A 20,590-nucleotide genomic window follows, 5' to 3' on the forward strand; every position below is an offset into this window, starting at 1 on the left:
CGGACGACGGCTCGTCAGGGCTTGACTTCGTTACTGATGCCGTGGGGTACGTGACCTGTGGCGACCACTTCGCGAGCCAGTTCGCAGTGGCCGGTCTGGTCGTCGAAAAACACGTCGGCGGCAAAGGCTTCGAGGAATGCCGACTTGGTCAGGCCGCCGAGAAACAGTGACTCGTCCAGACGGATGTCCCATTCGCGCAAGGTGCGGATGACCCGCTCATGGGCGGGAGCCGAACGGGCGGTGACCAAGGCAGTGCGAATCGGGCAGGCGTCCTCGGGAAACTCGCGCTGCAGCGCATTGAGCGCCGCCAGGAACCCTTTGAACGGCCCGCCTCGCAGCGGCTCGCGGGCGGCCTGTCGCTCGCTGGCCTGGAAAGCCTCCAGCCCGCCGCTCTGGTAGATGCGCTCCGACTCATCGGAAAACAGCACCGCATCGCCATCGAAGGCAATGCGCAACTCTTCGCTGGCGGCACGGCTGGCACCGCCCGACAGGATGGTCGCCGCGGCGAATCCGGCGTCCAGGGCGCTGCGTACGTCTTCGGCATGGGTGGAGAGGAACAGATCGCAGCCGAACGCCTTGAGGTAAGGGTACGGGCTGCGACCACCGACGAAGGCCGCGCGCGAGATCGCCAGGCCGTAATGATGGATCGAGTTGAACACCCGAAGCCCCGTGTCGGCACTGTTGCGCGACACCAGGATTACCTCGACCCGGGCACGCCCCAGATGCTCGTTGAGGCTGAGCAGCTTTTGCACGAGGGCGAACGCATCGCCAGGTTCGAGGACCTCGTCTTCGTGCTCGATCTGGTACTGCCGATAGGCTTCGACGCCACTCGACAGATACACCTTGTGGCTTTCCCTCAGGTCGAACAGCGCCCGTGAAGAGATCGCCAGCACCAGCCTGTCATCGATGTTGTTTGCCATGCCTCCCCCTTCCGCCCGATCAGCGGTTGCGTCCGTCGATGAACGCCAGCGCCTGGTACAAGGCTTCGATTTTCGGTAATTCACAACCTGCCGCTTTCGCCGCCGCCAATGGCCGGCAGTAGATCGCATCCAGTTCCAGCGCACGCTTGTGGGAAAAGTCGTGATACATGCTTGGCCAGTAATCGGGCATCTTGTCGGTCATCGTAAACAGATACTCGGCGTAGCCTGGCGCGACGTGATGACCGCAGGCCTGGGCACCACGCACCACCTCCTCCATCAACGCCCGGATCAGCTCGCGGCTGCGGTCGTCAGCCATCAACGGGGTGGTGCTGGCCCCCAGCAGGACGGACAGGCCGTTGTACGGCACGTTCCACACCAGCTTCTGCCAGCGGGCCTGTCGCAGGTCAGGCATCGCCTGGGAGTCGATGCCGGCGGCACGAAACAGCGTCGCGGCCTCCTCGACGACCGCCATGCGCCCGGCCTGGTCAGCGCATGAACCGCTGTGATAACCGATATTCACCGAGCCAAGGGCCTGATGCGCGACGACGCCCGGGCCGACACGGTTCACACAGATCAGGCACAGGCCGCCCAGCAGATGCAACGATTCGGGCAACAGGGGCCGGAGTTCGTCTTCGACATCGAGACCGTTCTGCAGCAGCAGGACCTTCGCGCCATCGGCCGCCGCCTGGACGATGGCCGGGGCCAGGTCGGCATTGCTGGTGGTCTTGGCGCCGACCAGCAGCCAGTCGCAGGGCGGCATGTCGGCTGCGGTTCGATATGCCTGGACCGGGTTGAGTGTCAGTGGTCCGTGGACCGCGCTATCGATCCGCAAGCCGTGTTCAGCGACCGCGCCGAATTCACTGCGCAGCAGGAAGTGCACATCATGGCCGGCACGCGCCAGCATCACGCCGTAGAACCCTCCGATCGCCCCGGTGCCGATCACCCCGATCCGCGGTTTGAAGCCTGCCTGCATCATCGTCACTCCTCTGCTTGAAGGCCGAGCACATCATTACACAGGTGCCCTTCCCCGTGGCGAGGAGCCTTGCGTCCATCGGGCCGATCCTCGCCCTGGCGCAGGCGCTTTTCGCCAATGCCACGCCTTCAGGTCGGATCAAGCGCTCCCAGCACCATTAAACCGGCCCTTGCCCATTGTCGAGCAGCCTCGTAACGCGATAAGGTTCGGCTCCCCGACGCGCTTAAATCCGCTGTGCACCGCCGCGCGGGGATCGCTGGCGGCCGGCACCCGTGACCTGACGAGTAACACGATGGCTGATTTACCGATCAATGACCTTAACGTCGCCTCCAACGAGACCCTCATCACGCCTGACCAGCTCAAGCGCGATATTCCCCTGAGCGACGCTGCCCTGCGCACCGTGACCAAGGGGCGGGAAGTCATCCGCAATATCCTCGACGGCACCGACCATCGCCTGTTCGTCGTCATCGGGCCCTGCTCGATCCATGACATCAAGGCCGCCCACGAATATGCCGAGCGCCTGAAGGTCCTGGCAGCGGAAGTCTCCGATACGCTGTACCTGGTCATGCGGGTGTATTTCGAGAAACCCCGGACCACCGTCGGCTGGAAAGGCCTGATCAACGATCCTTATCTGGACGACTCGTTCAAGATCCAGGATGGCCTGCACATCGGTCGTCAGTTGCTGCTGGACCTGGCGGAAATGGGCCTGCCCACCGCCACCGAGGCCCTGGACCCGATCTCCCCGCAATATCTGCAGGACCTGATCAGTTGGTCGGCCATCGGCGCGCGAACCACCGAATCCCAGACACACCGCGAAATGGCCTCGGGCCTGTCCTCGGCCGTGGGCTTCAAGAACGGCACCGACGGCGGCCTGACCGTGGCGATCAACGCATTGCAGTCGGTCTCCAATCCTCACCGGTTCCTGGGTATCAACCAGGAAGGCGGCGTGTCCATCGTCACCACCAAGGGCAACGCCTACGGTCATGTGGTACTGCGCGGTGGCAACGGCAAGCCGAACTACGATTCAGTCAGCGTCGCGCTGTGCGAGCAAGCGCTGAACAAGGCGAAGATCAAGCCGAACATCATGGTCGACTGCAGCCATGCCAACTCCAACAAGGACCCGGCGCTGCAACCCCTGGTCATGGAGAACGTGGCCAACCAGATCCTGGAAGGCAACCAGTCGATCATCGGCCTGATGGTCGAAAGCCACCTCAACTGGGGCTGCCAGGCGATTCCCAAGGACCTCGCCGACTTGCAGTACGGCGTCTCCATCACCGATGCCTGCATCGACTGGGGTACCACGGAAAAAACCCTGCGCGGCATGCACGCCAAGCTCAAGGATGTGCTGCCCAAGCGTCAGCGCGCTTGATCGCTACTTTCTTCTAGCGCATGAAAAACGCCGGGCTTTGGACCCGGCGTTTTTCATTGGAAATCGTTGGTGTCAGAGCTTCGCCGCGTGTCGCTGGTGACGCTCCATGTAGCGTTCCACATAGGAACAGGACGGGATCACCGTGTAGCCCATCTCTTCCGCGTATTGCAGCGCCTTTTCAGTCAGCGCCGCCGCAATGCCCCGACCGCGCAAGGCATTGGGCACGAACGTGCGATAGATATCCAGGGTCTGCTTGCCCAGATCCATGTAAGTCAGATAGGCACGATGACCGTCCACAGTGGTCTCGAACTGATGACCAGCCTGGTCATGGTGGATGGACAACGCCTCGCTCATCACTACTCCTCGCGGGTCTGAATGCTGACCCCTACCTTACCGATGTTTTTCCGGCGAAGGAACATCTACGCCACCCCGTGCCTGTCCGGTCACCGAGCGCTAAAAAAGCCAACCGCTCAAACCCGAGCACGTCATGAATAGTAGGCACCAATGACGCAAATGCTCAAGGCACGCCTGTCATTGAAGGGAAAACCCGCCAGGTCGAGGGATTTGAACGCCAGCGTCACGCTGAAGTCAGCGAAGGTGCAATAGCTGAACATCGCCAGTTGTTGAGTCTTGAGACGAACGCCCGTAGTTAAAGTCACCGGCAATACCAATAAAGATGCCTGGGGCCTGCACAAAAAATGAACAAAAGTGTAGGCGAATCAATAAGCAGCGACTTTAGCGGTCGCCCCGGAGTTCCTCTCGCAAGCGGAACTTTTCTACCCTTGCACACTCCATTCAAGGGCTTGGCGCTGTGTATTTTTTAAACAACCGCAAGAAAAGTTGCTCGAAAAAGAATCACCGCCTACAATTTTTTTGCTTCTTGCGCTACGTCAGTTTACTTACTACAAGTAATGGGTAGTATGTACGCCGGCTAACTCCTCAGTCTGGGGAGACAGTCACTAATAGAAAGTCCTTGAAGGGGAACACGATGAACAACGTTCTGAAATTCTCTGCTCTGGCCCTGGCCGCAGTTCTGGCTACCGGTTGCAGCAGCGCATCGAAAGAAACCGAAGCACGTCTGACTGCTACCGAAGACGCAGCAGCTCGCGCCCAAGCTCGTGCAGACGAAGCTTACCGTAAAGCTGATGAAGCTCTGGCTGCTGCTCAAAAAGCACAACAGACTGCTGACGAAGCCAACGAGCGCGCTCTGCGCATGCTGGAAAAAGCCAGCCGCAAGTAATAGTCCTTCGGGATTGTTATCGAGCCGACCCATTCTTGGGTCGGCTTTTTTATGCCCGGGTATTTTTCCAGGCGATAAAAAACTCGCCGACGTCGCGAAACGTCGGCGGGTCCTGAAGAGCGTTCTTACTGTTGCATGTCGATCGGTGCACTCGAGACCATGGGCGCCGACGCGTTCGGCACGGCGACCTCCACCGGCAGGCCATCTTCGGCGGCCACCACATCACGCACCATATCCCAGTTCATGCGCAGGTTGCTGGTGATGTCTTCACGCTTGAGCATCGCATTGATCACCGCGGTGTGCTTGTCCACCACCGACGGGTTGCCCTTGTCGTCCACCGGGGTATGGGCTTCCAGGTAAACCTTGCCACCACTCAGGCCCAGCTTGTAAGGGTCGTTGATGATACGCACCGGCGTTCCCACCGGCACCATGCTGGCCATTTCCAGGACGTTGTTGTTGAACATGCGGAAACAGCCGTGGCTGGTGCGCATGCCGATGCCGAACTTCTTGTTCGAACCATGGATGAGGTACCCCGGGGTACCCAGGGTGAACTTGAACGGCCCCAGCGGGTTGTCGGGACCGGCCGGTACCACGCTCGGCAGGATGTCGCCATCGGCGGCATGTTCGGCCCTGATCGAAGCCGGCGGCGTCCAGGTCGGGTTCGGCGTCTTGGCGATGATGCTGGTCCGGGCGATGGGCGACCCCCAGCCTTCACGACCGATCCCCAACGGGAAGGTGTAAACCACGTTCCGGCCCTTGGGGTAGTAGTAGAGGCGATACTCGGCGAGGTTGATCACGATGCCTTCGCGCGGGCCCGGCGGCAGGATGAAACGGGTCGGCAGCACGATCTCGGTGCCGGCGCCCGGCAGCCAGGGATCGACACCCGGGTTGGCGGCGACCATTTCGGTATAGCCCAGGTCATAGGTCGTGCCCAGGTCGGCGAAAGTGTCCTCGTACTTGGCCTTGATCACTTGCACCTGGCCGACAATGTCTTCGCCGGGTGGTGGCAGGGGCAATTCCAGGGCAGCAACGGGCCCGGCCATACACAGGGCGGCAAGAGACAGGCAGCGGGCGACGGCAGGCAAGCGCGGCAACATCCGGGGAATCCTTCGCAGATCGAACAGAGGGTATGAAGATCGCGATTGTACACCGTCCCCCGTTATTTCGGGGAGGGCAGGATGATCACAACTCGAACCGCAGTTCCGGCCAGATCGGCGAGGTGCCGCGCTTCTGGGACTCCAGGATCGCCCGGCATAACGAACACAGGCGATGGTCCTGGAAGATCTTGCGATCCACGCTCGACCAGCGAGGCTGGGCCGGCAGCAGGCTGCCGCAGAGCGTCCGGTCGGCCGAGCCGCCGAGCTCCAGCTGCCGGGTCACCAGGTGTACCCGCACTTCCTGGCAGGCGAACAGGTCCAGCTGTTCGTCAGGCTCGATCAGTTGGTAGGCAAACAGGGACCAGGCGGGACGCGGCATCGGGGGCTCCAAATCGGGGGCGCCACATTAGCCGAAAGACCGCCTGTAGAAAAGCGTCAAAGCAACGGTTTCAGGGTCGGCCAGACATTTTCCAGCAACTTGCCCTGGGCCGCGACGGACGGGTGCAATCCGTCGTCCTGCATCATCCCCGGCACCCCACCGACGCCCTGGAGGAAAAACGGCACCAGCGGTACTTTTTTCTCATCGGCCAGGGTGCTGTAGACCCTGGCGAAGGCATCGGTATAGCGTCGCCCGTAATTGGGCGGCAGTTGCATGCCGAGCAGCAACACCTTGGCACCGCTGTCACGGGCGCTGTCGATCATCGCTGCAAGGTTTTGTTGCAATTGTGTTGGCGGTTGTCCACGCAGGCCGTCATTGCCCCCCAGCTCGAGGATCACGAGGTCCGGTTTATGTGCTGCAAGCAGCGCCGGCAGCCGCGCCTGGCCGCCCGCGCTGGTGTCGCCACTGATGGAAGCATTGACCACTTTATCGTCAAAACCCTCGGCCTTGAGCCGCTGTTCGAGCAATGACACCCAGCCTTGCCGGGTATCCAGGCCGAAAGCCGCGCTGATACTATCGCCAACGATCAGGACTGTACCCGCCGCTGCGTTCTGGACCATGCACATCAAGGCCAGGCCGGCACTCAAAAACCACACACGCATCGGATTCTCCATGGGCTCAAGCATTCTCACCGCGAAGGACCTTAGCAAAGTGGTTCCCAGCGCGGAAGGTGAACTGACCATCCTGCACGAACTCAGCCTGGAACTGAACAAGGGCGACAGCCTGGCCATCGTCGGCGCCTCCGGTTCCGGAAAATCCACGCTCCTGGGCCTCTTGGCCGGCCTCGACCTGCCCAGCAGCGGTGAAGTGACACTGGCCGGCCAGGCCCTCAGTGCGCTGGACGAGGACCAGCGGGCCCGGATTCGCGCCGAGCATGTCGGTTTCGTCTTCCAGTCGTTCCAGTTGCTCGACAGCCTCAACGCCCTAGAAAACGTCATGCTGCCGCTGGAGCTTGACGGTCACAAGGACGCCCGGGAGCGGGCCACGGAATTGCTGCAGCGGGTCGGCCTCGGGCAACGCCTGACGCACTCGCCCCGCCAGCTTTCCGGCGGCGAGCAGCAACGTGTGGCGATTGCCCGTGCCTTCGCCGCCGAACCCGACGTACTGTTTGCCGACGAACCCACCGGTAACCTCGACAGTCACACCGGGGAGCGCATCAGTGATCTTCTGTTCGAATTGAACAAGGAAAGCGGCACCACCCTGGTGCTGGTCACCCACGATGAACGCCTGGCCCATCGCTGCCGGCGCCTGATCCGACTTGAAGCCGGCCAGATGGTCGCCCCCCTGGAGCCTTGATGGCACGCCTGCCGCTGTTGCGCCTGTTCAGTCTCGCCGTTCGCCAACTGCTACGCGACGCCCGCGCCGGCGAGTTGCGCGTGCTGTTCTTCGCCCTGCTGGTGGCGGTGGCGGCGAGCACCGCCATCGGTTATTTCGGTGCCCGCCTCAACGGCGCGATGATGATGCGCGCCACTGAATTTCTCGGTGCCGACCTGCTGCTCGAAGGCAGCTCGCCCGCCCGCCCCGAACAGATCCGCAGCGGCACCGACCTGGGCCTGGAACATGCCCAGGTGGTGGAGTTCTCCAGCGTGGTCGCCACGGACAACGGCATCCAGCTGTCCAGCGTCAAGGCAGTCGGCGAGCTGTATCCCTTGCGCGGGCAGTTGAAAAGCGCACCGACTCCGTTCGCCCCGGAAGAAGCCGGCGGGCGGCCGAAACCGGGCGAGGCCTGGGTCGAAGCACGCCTGTTGACGGCACTGGACCTGAAAATCGGCGACAGCATCGATGTCGGCAACAAGACCCTGCGCCTGAGCCGGGTACTGACCTACGAACCGGATCGCGCCGGCAATTTCTACAGCCTCACCCCCCGGGTCATGATCAACCTGGAGGACCTGGAAGCCACTGGCGTGGTCCAGCCCGGCAGCCGTGTCAGTTATCGCGAACTGTGGCGAGGCCCGGCACCGGCCTTGCAGACTTACCGCGACATGGTCAATCCCGGCCTCGAAGCCAACCAGCGCCTGCAGGACGCCCGCGACGGCAACCGGCAGATCGGTGGCGCACTCGGCAAGGCCGAGCGCTACCTGAACATGGCCAGCCTGGTGGCGGTGCTGTTGTCCGGCGTCGCCGTCGCGCTCTGCGCCAATCGTTTTGCCACCCGCCGCTTCGATGCCAGTGCCCTGTTGCGCTGCCTCGGCCTGTCACGCCGGGAAACCATGTTGCTGTTCAGCCTTCAACTGGCGGTACTGGGCCTGCTGGCCAGCATCAGTGGCGCCCTGCTCGGCTGGCTCGCGCAATTGGGACTCTTCGCCCTGCTGCACGACCTGCTGCCTGCCACCGTGCCGCCGGGCGGTCTGCTGCCCGCGATTGCCGGCACCGGCACCGGGCTGGTGGCCCTGGTCGGATTCGCCCTGCCGCCACTGGCGGCGCTGGGGCGAGTGCCGCCGTTGCGGGTGTTGCGCCGGGACATGTTGCCGATTCCCTCCAGCACCTGGGTGGTCTACGGTGCCGCGCTGGGTGCCTTGGGCTTGATCATGTGGCGCCTGAGCCTGGACCTGGTGCTGACCTTCGCCCTGCTCGGTGGCGGCGTCGTCGCCGCCCTGGTACTGGGCGGCCTGCTGTTGCTGCTGCTTCAAAGCCTGCGCCGGATGCTGGCGCGTGCCTCGTTGCCGTGGCGACTGGGGCTCGGCCAGTTGCTGCGTCATCCGTTGGCGGCAGCCGGGCAGTCATTGGCGTTCGGCCTGATCCTGCTGTCCATGGCCTTGATTGCGCTCTTGCGCGGCGAGTTGCTGGACACCTGGCAGAACCAACTGCCGAAAAATGCCCCGAACTACTTCGCCCTGAACATCCTGCCCAATGACAAGCAGGCCTTCACCGACAAGCTGCTGCAGTTGTCGGCACAATCGGCTCCCCTCTACCCTGTCGTACCGGGACGGCTGATCAGCATCAACGGTGAGCCGGCCAAGGAGTTCGTCACCAAGGATTCGGCAGGGGACCGCGCGCTGCAACGTGACCTGAGCCTGACCTGGGCCGCGGACCTGCCGGCGGGCAACGTCGTCACGGCCGGGACCTGGTGGCCACAGCAACCGCCGGATGACATGCCGGGGGTCTCGGTGGAGGGCAAGGTAGCCGAGAACCTCAAGATCAAGCTCGGCGATCGATTGCTGTTCAGTGTGGGCGGCGTCAACCGCGAAGCGAAGGTCACCAGCCTGCGGGAAATCAACTGGGACAACTTCCAGCCGAACTTCTTCATGATCTTCCAGCCCGGCACCTTGAAGGACCTGCCGGCCACCTACCTCACCAGTTTCTATCTGGCCGCCGGTCACGATCAGCAGATCGTCGAGCTGTCCCGGGCGTTCCCGGCGGTCACGATCCTGCAGGTCGAAGCCTTGCTCGAACAATTGCGCAGCATCCTGGCCCAGGTGACCCTGGCCGTGGAATACGTGCTGCTGTTCGTACTCGCGGCGGGCATGGCCGTGCTGTTCTCCGGCCTGCAGGCCACGCTCGATGAACGCATCCGCCAAGGCGCATTGTTGCGCGCCCTGGGCGCCGGACGACCGCTGCTGGTCAAGGCACGGCGCATCGAGTTCGGCCTGCTGGGCGCGGTCAGCGGCTTGCTGGCGGCCTTGGGTTCGGAAGTCGTGAGCCTGGTGCTCTACCGCTACGCCTTCGACCTGCCCTGGCATCCACATCCATGGCTGCTGGTATTGCCGCTGGTGGGAGCATTGCTCATTGGTTACGCCGGGGTGTTCGGTACCCGTCGGGCACTCAACGCCAGCCCGCTGACAGTTTTGCGCGAGGGTTGATAGACTTCGGTCTCATCGTCAAAAGAAGCCGCCATGAGTCGTTATCGCCCTCCCCGCACCGCCGGCACCGCCCTGATCACTCCCGAGGGCGAAGCGCGGATGCGTGCCGAATTCCATGAGTTGTGGCATGTGCGTCGCCCTCAGGTCACGCAGGCCGTCAGCGAGGCCGCGGCTCAGGGCGATCGCTCGGAAAATGCAGAGTACACCTACGGCAAGAAAATGCTGCGGGAAATCGACAGCCGTGTGCGTTTCCTCACCAAGCGCCTCGAAGCGCTCAAGGTGGTAACGGAAAAACCCAGCGACCCGAACAAGGTCTACTTCGGCGCCTGGGTCACGGTCGAAGATGAGGACGGCAAAGAGTCGCGCTATCGCATCGTCGGACCCGACGAACTGGATTTGAAACAGAACCTGATCAGCATCGATTCGCCCTTGGCGCGGGCGTTGATTGGCAAGGCCCTGGACGCCGAAGTCAGGGTCCAGACTCCTACAGGTGAAAAGCTGGTCTACATCGTGGATATCGCCTATCCATGACGCGTGCCTGCCCTAGGGCACGCGGGCGCGGAAACATCCCACCAAACTTGAAACTTTGACACGGCTGCTGTCCTGCGCAGAATGACTGGCGCAGGCTGTGTCACGCCTTTTGCTCAAAAAAATTATTCAAGGATGAATAATCATGCAGGTTACCCACCATGGACTGGATTGCTGGATGTACAACACCCCCGAGTTATACAAACTGCGCATCGACGAACTTATCTTGCCCGGCACGCATGACTCCGGAGCCGATAAAAAAGCCCCCAACCTTACGCTGCCTCAAGAGAAGACCCAGGACGTGCCGATCATCGAACAGATCCTGGCGGGCTTTCGCGTGCTGGACCTGCGCGTGGTGTGTTCTGGCAACGCTCCCCCCGGCAGCGACGGGCGCTTTCAATTGTTCCACCTCACCTCATCCGGGCGCACGGTGAGCGGCGATGTCCTGGATCAATTGAACAATTTCTACGACGACCTCGACCACAAGGCAACGCGGGCGAAGGAAATCATCATTCTGAATTTTCACAAGTTCAAGAACTTCACCCGCGCGACCCATCGGGAACTGCATGAGTTGATCCATACGAAAATCGGGCAACGGCTGATTCCCAGGAACTGGCGCAAGGCAACGGTGGAAGATATCTGGACGCATCGGCCGGGGCGCACGGTGGTCATCTCCTACAACCACCGCGTCAGGGCCAAATACTGGAAAGGCGTGGAACACCAATGGAGCGGCAAGAACCTGAATACCACCAGCGCCTTGAAGACGTTCATGGACGAACAATCCGCCCGGAAGAAACCGGACTTCGTCCTACGCTCGATACAATGCGCCAAGTATGTGCTGCCCCTGCATATTCCGGATGATTTCAGCGACAAGATCGATCTGTGGTTCGAGTCCAGGAACAGCGACAGCTATATACAACGCTTCCACATCATCAATACCGACTGGTCGACCCGCAGCCAGATCGTCTTCAACTGCATGCATGCCAATCGGCTTCGGGCAAAGGCAAAGAGCGCCTCCCTCACCGCCGCGTGATCAACCCTTGCCGCGCCACGCGGGTCAATTGCCGGATCATCTCCGGAGCATCCGCCGCACTGGGCGCCTGGATGACGGCCAGGTCGAAACTGTCGTTGGCAAAACGTGCCAGCGACTCGCCGTCTTCGACGAATTGAATCAGGAATGCCGCGGGGCCGTGGCTGCGTCGAGGCCAGCCATCGAGATAGCGCAACAATGTAGGCTGGTGGGTACCGCCCAGGAGGATTTTCGGATTACGCTGCAGAAGACTTGCCGTAATAGGCGCCAGACGGGCCAGGGAGTTGGGTGCGTTCATCGTGTCGTGTCTCTGCCTCGAAAGTCTGCATGGCAGGTGAGAGGCAACACCGAACCAGCGCTTTAGCGGTATTTCGAAGCCGTGTCTCTGGCTTCTGACGGCAACTCCCTGAGTCACCTGGCGCCCCGCAAGTAGCTGTTTAAATCGGCGCATGCGCAGCATCCTAGAGAAGCCGACCGGCCAGTGTCAAGAATCAGCGCCCACAAAAAAGGCCCGTAGCAGACGGGCCTCTTGCAATCCGCGAAAGCGATCAGCGAGCGACGGCACCGTCGACCGACAACTTGCCCGCACCTTCGATCAGTATCGCGATGCTACCGGCCAGCAAGGCCAAGGCAAACTCATAACCGTTGTTGGCCATGAACAGACCGTTGCCGATGTGCACCGAGAAAATCGCCACCAGCGACAGGAACGCCAGGCCCAATGCCGCCGGGCGGGCCAGCAAGCCAATGACCAGGGCCAGGCCGGCGAAGAACTCCGTACCGCCCGCCAATGTGGCCATCAGGTAACCAGGCGTCAGGCCGATGCTTTCCATCCATTGGGCCGTCCCCGCCAGACCGTAGCCACCGAACAGGCCGAACAGCTTCTGCGCGCCATGGGCGGCGAAAATGATGCCTACAGCGATGCGCAGAACAGTCAGGCCATAACCGGCACGAGTGGACAGGACTTTGTTGATGACAGTGCTCATAGGGTGCATTCCTTGGTGTGTGCGTTGTGTGGTCGCCATATTAATCGATTAAACTCATGATAAAAGCGGGAAAAAATCCGCTATACCATTCGAATTATTAGATCATTTCCGCAGAGCGACCTTTTGCTCCCTGGGCTCCAGCGACTCTCGCTCTCGATCAAACGCCAGATAGTACTTGTTCACACTATTAACGTAGCTGACGGCGCCCATTCCCACCTGCTCCATGGCAATGCGCTCGACCTGAAAGAACCACTGGTTGGGGTTCAGGCCCCGTCGCCGGGCCTCGGCACGCATGCCCTGCACCCGTTCCGGTCCCATGTTGTAGGCAGCCAGCACGAAGGCCATGCGTTCACGTTCGTTGAGTTTGGGGCTGGAGAAAAACTTGCGACGGATCAGGGCCAGGTATTTGGCGCTGGCCTGCACATTCGCATCCAGGTTCTGGATATTGCCCACCCCCACCCGCTGGGCCGCCGAAGGCGTGATCTGCATCAGTCCCGTGGGACCGCTGCCGCTGCGGGCACTGGGTTGCAGGGCAGACTCCTTGAACGCCAGGGCCGCGAGGTTCAGCCAGTCCATGTTCTGGGCCTCGGCGTGCTTCTGCAGCACCGGACGCAGCGTCTCCAGACGCTGGCGATTGGCCCGGGCCAAGGGATTGTGGACCTGGTACAAACGACGATAGATACGCAGGAACGCCGCGTCCTGGTTGGACGGAACCTTGTAGGTGGTCAGGAAGCCGTTGATGCTCGCACGCAGCATCGCGGCGTCGCGGCGGACAAACCAGTGCTCGCTCTGCGGCTCGCCAATGGGCACCTGTCGATCGAAACGCAGCTTGGGCAGGATCTTGCCCCAGCGCTCGGCAATGGGTTGTTCGACGATCGTCAGGTGAAAGATCCCGCCCTGGACCATCTCCAGCACATCTTCAACCGCCAGGCTGGGATCGACCCATTCGATCTTCACCGCAGGCAACTTGAGCAGCGCCAGTTTCTGGTTGATCTGGTTCACCGCGTCCCCCGCGGCACTGCCGTTGGGCAGGGCCAGGGTCTTGCCGGAGAGCTGCTCTACGCGTGTGTAACGTTTCTCGCCCTTGATGCCCACCAGCAGCAATGGCACATCGGACCGGATCGGATCGCTGGCGCTGACCGCCTGGCCGGCCTGGGGTTCGAGCAGTTCGCCCGGCGCCACGAGGTCGCCTTCGCCACGGTGCAAGGCGCCGAGCAACTGATCCTTGGCCGTGGGGATGATCTTGAGAGTGATTTGCTGGCCATCGCGGGCATGGCCGTTGAGGTACTGCTCGAAGGCTCGCAGCCGGTGATATTCGACACCGATGGATTGCCCCTGGACTTCACCGGAACTGTTACGACTCTGATTGACCAGCACCTTGAGCACGCGACTGCTGCGGATCTGCGCCAGATCACGCACGGTACCCGGCGCCACAGTTTGTACTGGCCCGGGCAGCCGTGCTTCGGCCGGCATCGGCAAAAGCAGCGAACAACACAGCAGTAACAACACCTGAGGACGTACCATCCACACTCCGGAAGGATACCGACGCTCGCCTTCCTCAGAATCGAGGCTTGAGCCGACGGAAACAGAGCGCCTGGGGCGCTGAAAAGTGCGCAAGACTGGCACAGCGCTGGCATTTATACCAACCCGACCTGTCTCGTGGCCTCAACAGACAGCCTCAACTCGTTGTAGTTCTTGGCTTTTCTTATAAATCTACAGCTCTGGTATGCTTTCGGGCCCTTGGGCCGAGGTAGCACCATGCAACTCATCGATATCGGCGTCAACCTGACCAACCCCAGTTTCGTCGACAAACACCAGGCGGTGCTCGAGCGCGCCTATGAAGCCGGGGTTTGCCAACTGATCCTGACCGGCACCAGCATCGACAGCAGCGAACAGGCGATCGAGCTGTGCCAGCGCCTCGATGAAACCGGCGAGCGGCTGTTTTCCACTGCCGGCATTCACCCGCACAGCGCCAGCGAATGGACCGACGACAGCGCCCGGCGTCTCAAGGATCTGCTCAAGCAAGGCCGCGCCCGGGCAGTAGGCGAATGCGGGCTGGATTTCAATCGGGACTTCTCCCCTCGCCCACAACAGGAGAAGGTCCTGGAGGAGCACCTCGCCCTGGCGACGGAACTGCAGCTTCCGGTCTTCCTCCACGAACGCGACGCCGACCAGCGCCTGCTGGAAATTCTCCGGGACTTCCGCGACCGCTTGCCCGCCGCCGTGGTGCATTGTTTCACCGGTGAAAAAAAAGCACTGTACAGCTACCTCGACCTGGACTTGCACATCGGCATCACCGGCTGGATCTGTGACGAGCGCCGCGGCACGCACCTGCACCCGTTGGTGCGCGACATCCCTCGCGGCCGACTGATGCTTGAAAGCGATGCGCCGTACCTGTTGCCGCGCACGCTGCGCCCCAAGCCCAAGAACGGTCGCAACGAACCGGCCTATCTGACAGAGGTCTTGCGCGAAGTCGCCTTGCACCGAGGCGAATCCCGGGAAGAGCTGGCGGTCCACAGTACCGCGTGCGCCAGGGCCTTTTTTGGTTTGCCTGTGATTTGTGGCTAGCCCTATCCAACGGCACACGGCATCCGTTGACCCATATCAAAATGCGCCGCGCTGAATAGCATCAGAATAATGGCACCTTGCCAAAACTGTTTCCGCTATCAGAGAAGACCTTCCATGGGTGCCTGGCTTAGCAATATCTCACTGAAATACAAATTCTGGGCGGTCAATGCGGTGGCCTTCGTGACCACCCTGCTGCTCGTCCTTTACGCGGTGCATCTGGAGCAACAGGCCCGCAACCACGCGGCCCTGGCGAATGCCCAGGCCCAGGCCCGGCTGCTCGATCGCTGGCCTGCCGGACAGGCCCTGCCCAAGACCGATTACCTGCTGAGCTTCCCCCGAGGCCAGGTGCCCGTTTTCGAGGACCAGCCATTACCGGCGTTGGAGGGGGCCGCAGGCCGGGTCGAATTCGACGCCAGTCCCTTGTTCGGTGAGCGGCCGCTGCTGGGCGCCGAAGTGATCCAGCGAAGCGACGGCCAGCAGCTCGCCGTACTGGTCCCTGGCGCAAGCCTGAGCCAGGTATTCAGAGAACGCTTCAGCCAATACGCGGTGGCGGTATTCGTACTGATGCTGGCGATGCTGGGGGCGTCGCAGTTGTTGATCCGCTTCCTGCTCAGCCAACTCAACACCCTGAAGGACGTGATGCTGCACGTCGAACGGACCGGCGACCTGTCCGCTCGTGTGCCTCTGGCCTGCCGGGATGAAGTGGGCCAGATGGCCGCGGCATTCAATGCCATGCAGGCCGGTTATCAACGCGTGGTCGATACCGTGGCCAGCACCGCACGCCAATTGGACAGTGGAGCGGCACGCCTGGCATCGAGCATGAACGATGTGCGCCACGGCATGCTCGGCCAGCAGAGCGAAACCGATCAGGCGGCGACGGCGATCAACGAAATGTCCGCCACGGTGTACCACATCGCTCAACATGCCGGCGCCACCCGCGACCTGTCGAAAACCGCCGATACTCTGGCGGGCAATGGCCGAGAGGTGGTTGGCCGTGTGCAGCAATCGATCACCGGGCTTTCCTCCGGTGTGCAGCAGACCGCCGAAATGATCCAGCGCCTGGCCGAAGACAGCCAGAAGATCAACGGCGTGGTCAGCGTCATCCACAGCATCGCCGAACAGACCAACCTGCTGGCCCTCAACGCGGCGATCGAGGCAGCGCGAGCCGGGGAAATGGGCCGAGGCTTCGCCGTGGTGGCCGATGAGGTGCGCAACCTCGCCAAGCGCGTGCAAACCTCGACGGACGAGATCACCGGCATGATAGCGGCCCTGCAGGCAGGCACCCGGGATGCCGTGGATTTCATGCAGGAAAGCTCCTACAAGGCTGACGATTGCGTACAACAGGCCCGCGAGGCAGGCGAGGCGTTGGAACAGATCACCGGGGCGGTGGCACAGATGCGCGAGAGCAATACCCAGATCGCCGTCGCCGCCGAGCAGCAGAGCCAGGTCGCCGAAGAAATGAACCGGGCGGTGGTCAGCATTCGCGACGTCACCGAAAACACCGTGCGCCAGACAGTGGACTCGGCCACCACCAGCCATGACCTGGCGACCCTGGCCGGCGAACTGAACAAGGCGATCGGGCAACTCAAGCTCTGAGCCCGCGATTCAGCGCCAGCCCTCTCCCGCACTGGGGGTCATGCTGTTCATTTAGCGAATTCGAAGGGCGGACGGCTTTACGCACTGGGGCGGGCTTTCTTGATTTTCAAGCGAGCCCAACAGTCAATCCCGCCATTGCCTTTTGATTCTATCGCCCCGATAAGCAACCTCGATTCGCCGGTCCAACGGTCGACGCCTATTCTTCACCCATATGTGTAGACGAATCGAGGAACAGCATCATGGGCAAACGTCACCCCAACCTTGCCGCCTGGCAATGGCGTGCCTACCCTGACAATCACCGTCACCCGACCAACCTGGTGCTGCACCTGATTGCCGTGCCGCTGTTCATCGTTGCATTCCTGCTGATCGTGTCGGGGGTGTTCGGCCTGAACCTGGCGAATATCGCCATCGGTGTGATCGGCGTGATCGCCGCGCTGGGCTTGCAGCGCCACGGCCATGGTCTGGAGGCACAGGCCTCCGAACCGTTCAGCGACCGCAAAGACGCGGTATCGCGGCTGCTGGTGGAACAGTTCCTGACCTTTCCCAGGTTCCTGTTCAGCGGTGGCTGGTGGCGCGCCTGGCGGGACCGCCACCGGCGCTGAGTCGCGAGCTCCCCTCAGCCGAAGATGGTCACTGTCTGCCGGCTCATGGCGATGAGGCGCCCATCGGCGCTCCAGAATTTCGCGGCGACATGACCGTAGCCGTCCTGGGCGTGCTCGATCTCGGCCAGGTACTGGCACCAGTCCAGCGTCGTGAGTTCCAGCACCGGCTGGACGAATTCGATGGTCCAGGTGAGTGTGCTGCCCGGAGCCATTTGCGTCAGGTGGGGCAACAATGCCGGAGGCCAGGCGTCCACCAACGCCAGGATGTGGGCCTCGTTGAGCGGCTCTTCCTTCACATCCCCCCGTAACCGTACCCAGCCGCCCATGCTCCGGGATTTGTTGCCCGTGAACGGCAGGCCGCCGACGCTCCAGCGCATTGCCAGATGCCGCATGAATTCCGGGGTGGCGCCCTTGACGTAGGGCAACTCCTGGCACTGCTCCACATTCGTGAAGGACGGCGCGGGGTCGGCCTGCACCGCCACCACGGAAGCACGAGAGGCGCCGAAACTGCCCTGGACCAGGGTGACCACCTGGCCCTTCTGCACCGCTCGCCCCACCACCTGGCTGACCGCCTTGCCTTCGCGCAACACCTCGACTTCGAAACTGACAGGTACGTCCGGCTCGACCGGACCGACGAAAGTGATCGCCAGCGAACGCACCGGGCGATCCGCCGGGACCCGCGCACGCATCGCCTCATACTGCAACGCCGCCACCAACCCACCAAAACTGGCGCGCCCCTGGCCCCATTCGGGCGCGATGGTCACTGCATCTGGCTGGCGACGCACGGCATCGATCAAATCGGAAAAGCGCATGACAACCTCGAAAGTGGGGAAGAACGATGAACGGATCTTAACCAGCCCGTGCGAGCGGCACAGCGCTCATTCCGGCCAAAGAAACGGACAGATAGGCCGCAGCTTTTCAAATCCACCCTCGATCGACCGCGGGAGCGAGTGTGCCCACGAACCCGTCATCCGTGACAAGAGGAATACGGGAGACAGCGCTCCCGTGGGAAAAATATGCAGGCAGGATTCAGGACTTGTCGAAGCAGTCCGCTATCAGCTTGTCGAGCACCTTGTCGGACTTGGCCTCGGCCTTTTCCATGGTGACCCGCCAGCTCGGCACGCAGGATTGCAGGTCGTGTTCCTGCTCGGCCCTGGCCAGCCATTGCCAGCAATCGTGCCAGTCCCCCAACGCGGCCTGGGCCGACTTGAGCCGTGGCATGGCCGCCTCGGGCAGGCGATCGAGTTCGGGATAGGCTTCGATGGCGTAGCGCACGCGTTTGATCAACAAACGCAAGCGATGACGGTCGTGAGCCGGATCGTCCAAGGCTTCACCGAGTTTCTTCCATTGCTTGTCCAGGCGCTTTTCGATGCGCTTGCGCAATCCCTTGAGCAACCCCTGGCGCTGGGCGGCACGAATGAAGCGTGGGAAGGCATCGAGGATCATCAGCAAGTGCCCCAGCTCCGGGCTCGCGGCGACGGCGCGATAGGCTTGGGCCATCTGCAGCTGGCGGTGCTGAGCGGCTTGCGGCTTGCCGTGCGCCTCCAGGTAGGCCGCCAGCACTTCCCGGTCCCGCAATGGCGTGGTCAGGGTGCCGACCGCCGAGGCGGCCGCTTCCAGCTGTTCGACCCCGGGTAACCCGCGCAACGGGCGAAGCAGGCTGCGCAGACGGCGGACCGTGGTGCGCAGGTCATGCAACGCTTCGCTGTCGGTACGGGCATTCAGGCGGGCCTGGCAGGCCAGCAGGCGGACTTCCAGGCCCAGTATCCGGGCCACCAGCCGATCGATCATGGGCTTACTCCGTTAGCAGCGCCAGGCTGCAAGCCTCACAGGCACAACGCCTCTCTTGAGGCTTGCAGCTTACAACGTGTCGCTGCTTTTATCGCCCCGCGCGGGACTCACGAATGTAGAAACGCGCTTTCTCGGCTTTCTTGGTGCAGCCTTCAAAGGCTTCGAATTGTTGCTGGGTCTTGGCGCCTGTCAGCAACGACAGGGCCTTGGAATAGCTGACGGTACCGGCAAAGCCTTCGGCCTTGGCCAGGTCGAGTTCACGCCAGGCACTGTCGAGCTGGCTGCCGCAACTGTCTCGGTACGCGGTCTTGCCGGCGCAACCGGCCAGGGCCAGAACCATCAGGGATGCCACCAGGGGCAGGCAGATCCGGGCTTTCATCGATAACACCTCAAGGTCAACAGTCATGCTGGTAAGACGGTCCCGCCGGCAAAAAGTGCCAAGGCCCGACCGCGTTAATTCAAGTGTGGGCGAGCATACAAAAATGCCACACCGGTGTGTCAAAAAACGACGCTCGCGCCACAACGATTGAGCCGGGCCGTCGATGAGTGCATTGTTGAAGCCTGTTCGACAAGAGGCCAGGTCATGACAAAACGTGTCGCATTGGTATTGGGCTCGGGTGGTGCACGGGGCTACGCCCATATCGGGGTGATCGAGGAGATCGAACGGCGTGGCTACGACATCGCCTGCATTGCCGGTTGTTCCATGGGGGCCGTCGTAGGCGGGATCTATGCCGCGGGCAAGCTCGACGACTATCGCAACTGGATCGAGAGCCTCGACTACCTGGATGTGTTGCGGCTGGTGGATGTCAGCTTTCGCCTGGGGGCGATTCGCGGGGAAAAAGTCTTCGGGCAGATCCGCAAGATCGTCGGCGAACTCAATATCGAAGACCTGCGCATTCCCTATACCGCCGTGGCCACCGACCTGACCAACCAACAGGAAATCTGGTTCCAGGAAGGTTGCCTGCACCAGGCGATGCGGGCCTCGGCGGCCATCCCCAGCCTGTTCACGCCGGTGATGCAAGGCAATCGCATGCTGGTGGATGGCGGCCTGCTCAATCCGTTGCCGATCGTGCCGGTGGTGTCCAGCCACTGCGACCTGATCATCGCGGTCAACCTCAATGCCACGAACCAGAGGCAATACCGCCTGCCAGTCATCCCGCGACCCGCAGCATTCAGGCGTCGCTTCGACACCCTGGTCAGTTCCCTGGGCTCGCGCCTGCCGTTTCGCCGCAAACAGGCCGAACAACTGCTGTTACTGGAGCAGGAAGCGCTGAGGGCCGAGGCCGCCGACATCAACCCCTGGCTAGAATCGGCCGAACCCGAAGGCCAGCAACCGGCCGCGGCGCCGGAATCCGAAGGCGCCCCGAAATCCGCCACCGGCTCGTTCATCATCGATAACGTCGGCCCGGCCTCGCTGCTGGACCTGATCAACCAGAGCTTCGAGGTCATGCAGACCTCCCTGGCCCAATACAAGATCGCCGGCTATCCGCCGGATGTGCTGATCAACGTGCCCAAGCGCGTGTGCCGTTTTTTCGAATTCTACAAGGCGCCGGAACTGATCGCGCTGGGCAGGGAAATCGCGAGTGACACCCTGGATCGGTATGAAAGTGAACAGAGCTGAAGCAACAATTGTGGCAAGGCTTGGCTGAAGACC

Annotated in this window: 23 protein-coding genes; 10 read left to right on the forward strand and 13 right to left on the reverse strand. The window is 62.0% G+C overall.

Going from position 1 to position 20,590, the window contains the following annotated elements; all coding sequences use genetic code 11:
* Window positions 1–14 precede the first annotated feature (14 nt).
* Entirely contained in the window at window positions 15–920 is a 906-nt protein-coding gene (locus tag BT179_RS03000) for a 5'-nucleotidase (protein WP_072430307.1), read from the reverse strand.
* Between the two features lie 19 nt (window positions 921–939).
* The gene (locus BT179_RS03005; RefSeq protein ID WP_072430564.1) at window positions 940–1,893 is read right to left on the reverse strand and encodes a putative 2-dehydropantoate 2-reductase; all 954 of its coding nucleotides are present in this window, start codon (window positions 1,891–1,893) and stop codon (window positions 940–942) included.
* Between the two features lie 292 nt (window positions 1,894–2,185).
* Between BT179_RS03005 and BT179_RS03010 the strand changes: the two genes are divergently transcribed.
* Complete coding sequence (locus BT179_RS03010; RefSeq protein WP_072430306.1) at window positions 2,186–3,262, forward strand: 3-deoxy-7-phosphoheptulonate synthase; 1,077 nt, start codon at window positions 2,186–2,188, stop codon at window positions 3,260–3,262.
* A gap of 72 nt (window positions 3,263–3,334) precedes the next feature.
* On the opposite strand, the gene BT179_RS03015 is transcribed toward BT179_RS03010, so the two are convergent.
* A complete protein-coding gene (locus BT179_RS03015; protein ID WP_042728324.1) occupies window positions 3,335–3,616 on the reverse strand; it encodes a GNAT family N-acetyltransferase in 282 nt (93 codons plus the stop codon).
* Window positions 3,617–3,747: 131 nt separating this feature from the next.
* Window positions 3,748–3,921, reverse strand: coding sequence for a hypothetical protein (locus BT179_RS26690; RefSeq protein ID WP_156682188.1), 174 nt, complete (start codon window positions 3,919–3,921; stop codon window positions 3,748–3,750).
* A 329-nt stretch (window positions 3,922–4,250) separates the two neighbouring features.
* On the opposite strand from BT179_RS26690, the gene oprI reads away from it, so the two are divergent.
* Window positions 4,251–4,502 (forward strand): outer membrane lipoprotei OprI, encoded by a 252-nt coding sequence (oprI, locus tag BT179_RS03020; protein WP_011335311.1) that lies wholly within the window; start codon window positions 4,251–4,253, stop codon window positions 4,500–4,502.
* A gap of 125 nt (window positions 4,503–4,627) precedes the next feature.
* Here the strand turns inward: oprI and BT179_RS03025 are convergent, their stop codons facing one another.
* The 3 genes from BT179_RS03025 to BT179_RS03035 form a co-directional block, all read right to left on the reverse strand.
* Window positions 4,628–5,599 (reverse strand): L,D-transpeptidase family protein, encoded by a 972-nt coding sequence (locus BT179_RS03025; RefSeq protein ID WP_072389269.1) that lies wholly within the window; start codon window positions 5,597–5,599, stop codon window positions 4,628–4,630.
* Between the two features lie 85 nt (window positions 5,600–5,684).
* A complete protein-coding gene (locus BT179_RS03030) occupies window positions 5,685–5,978 on the reverse strand; it encodes a hypothetical protein (protein ID WP_003199347.1) in 294 nt (97 codons plus the stop codon).
* Window positions 5,979–6,034: 56 nt separating this feature from the next.
* A complete protein-coding gene (locus tag BT179_RS03035) occupies window positions 6,035–6,640 on the reverse strand; it encodes an arylesterase (protein ID WP_072389271.1) in 606 nt (201 codons plus the stop codon).
* 10 nt (window positions 6,641–6,650) lie between these two features.
* Between BT179_RS03035 and BT179_RS03040 the strand changes: the two genes are divergently transcribed.
* The 4 genes from BT179_RS03040 to BT179_RS03055 all read left to right on the forward strand — a co-directional run bounded on the left by BT179_RS03040 (window position 6,651) and on the right by BT179_RS03055 (window position 11,399).
* Complete coding sequence (locus BT179_RS03040) at window positions 6,651–7,334, forward strand: ABC transporter ATP-binding protein (protein ID WP_072389273.1); 684 nt, start codon at window positions 6,651–6,653, stop codon at window positions 7,332–7,334.
* Complete coding sequence (locus BT179_RS03045) at window positions 7,334–9,838, forward strand: ABC transporter permease (RefSeq protein ID WP_072430305.1); 2,505 nt, start codon at window positions 7,334–7,336, stop codon at window positions 9,836–9,838. The genes BT179_RS03040 and BT179_RS03045 overlap by 1 nt, the downstream gene beginning before the upstream one ends.
* Before the next feature lie 33 nt (window positions 9,839–9,871).
* A complete protein-coding gene (gene greB / locus BT179_RS03050; protein ID WP_072389278.1) occupies window positions 9,872–10,369 on the forward strand; it encodes a transcription elongation factor GreB in 498 nt (165 codons plus the stop codon).
* 142 nt (window positions 10,370–10,511) lie between these two features.
* A complete protein-coding gene (locus tag BT179_RS03055; protein ID WP_072430304.1) occupies window positions 10,512–11,399 on the forward strand; it encodes a PI-PLC domain-containing protein in 888 nt (295 codons plus the stop codon).
* Here the strand turns inward: BT179_RS03055 and BT179_RS03060 are convergent.
* The 3 genes from BT179_RS03060 to BT179_RS03070 all read right to left on the reverse strand — a co-directional run bounded on the left by BT179_RS03060 (window position 11,386) and on the right by BT179_RS03070 (window position 13,903).
* Window positions 11,386–11,694, reverse strand: a complete 309-nt coding sequence (locus BT179_RS03060; RefSeq protein WP_072389282.1) for a hypothetical protein — start codon at window positions 11,692–11,694, stop codon at window positions 11,386–11,388. The genes BT179_RS03055 and BT179_RS03060 overlap by 14 nt on opposite strands.
* A 250-nt stretch (window positions 11,695–11,944) precedes the next feature.
* Window positions 11,945–12,379 (reverse strand): DoxX family protein, encoded by a 435-nt coding sequence (locus BT179_RS03065; protein ID WP_072389285.1) that lies wholly within the window; start codon window positions 12,377–12,379, stop codon window positions 11,945–11,947.
* A gap of 102 nt (window positions 12,380–12,481) precedes the next feature.
* Complete coding sequence (locus BT179_RS03070) at window positions 12,482–13,903, reverse strand: MltF family protein (protein ID WP_072389287.1); 1,422 nt, start codon at window positions 13,901–13,903, stop codon at window positions 12,482–12,484.
* Between the two features lie 234 nt (window positions 13,904–14,137).
* Here BT179_RS03070 and BT179_RS03075 point away from each other — a divergent pair, with 234 nt between their 5' ends.
* From BT179_RS03075 to BT179_RS03085, 3 genes are all read left to right on the forward strand, one after another.
* Complete coding sequence (locus BT179_RS03075; protein ID WP_072389289.1) at window positions 14,138–14,947, forward strand: TatD family hydrolase; 810 nt, start codon at window positions 14,138–14,140, stop codon at window positions 14,945–14,947.
* Window positions 14,948–15,061: 114 nt separating this feature from the next.
* Entirely contained in the window at window positions 15,062–16,543 is a 1,482-nt protein-coding gene (locus tag BT179_RS03080; protein WP_072389291.1) for a methyl-accepting chemotaxis protein, read from the forward strand.
* 239 nt (window positions 16,544–16,782) lie between these two features.
* Complete coding sequence (locus BT179_RS03085; RefSeq protein ID WP_072389293.1) at window positions 16,783–17,145, forward strand: Mpo1-like protein; 363 nt, start codon at window positions 16,783–16,785, stop codon at window positions 17,143–17,145.
* Between the two features lie 14 nt (window positions 17,146–17,159).
* Here the strand turns inward: BT179_RS03085 and BT179_RS03090 are convergent, their stop codons facing one another.
* The 3 genes from BT179_RS03090 to BT179_RS03100 all read right to left on the reverse strand — a co-directional run bounded on the left by BT179_RS03090 (window position 17,160) and on the right by BT179_RS03100 (window position 19,315).
* Window positions 17,160–17,957: an acyl-CoA thioesterase gene (locus BT179_RS03090; RefSeq protein WP_072389295.1), complete on the reverse strand. Its 798-nt coding sequence runs from the start codon at window positions 17,955–17,957 to the stop codon at window positions 17,160–17,162.
* Window positions 17,958–18,174: 217 nt separating this feature from the next.
* A complete protein-coding gene (locus tag BT179_RS03095) occupies window positions 18,175–18,936 on the reverse strand; it encodes a CHAD domain-containing protein (RefSeq protein ID WP_072430303.1) in 762 nt (253 codons plus the stop codon).
* An 88-nt stretch (window positions 18,937–19,024) separates the two neighbouring features.
* Window positions 19,025–19,315 carry a hypothetical protein gene (locus BT179_RS03100; protein WP_039588883.1) on the reverse strand — a complete coding sequence of 97 codons (291 nt, stop codon included), beginning with the start codon at window positions 19,313–19,315 and terminating at the stop codon, window positions 19,025–19,027.
* A gap of 204 nt (window positions 19,316–19,519) precedes the next feature.
* Here BT179_RS03100 and BT179_RS03105 point away from each other — a divergent pair, with 204 nt between their 5' ends.
* Entirely contained in the window at window positions 19,520–20,557 is a 1,038-nt protein-coding gene (locus BT179_RS03105) for a patatin-like phospholipase family protein (protein WP_072389299.1), read from the forward strand.
* The last annotated feature ends 33 nt before the right edge of the window (window positions 20,558–20,590 follow it).

Source organism: Pseudomonas sp. NFACC43, from assembly GCF_900119645.1.
GTDB lineage: Bacteria > Pseudomonadota > Gammaproteobacteria > Pseudomonadales > Pseudomonadaceae > Aquipseudomonas.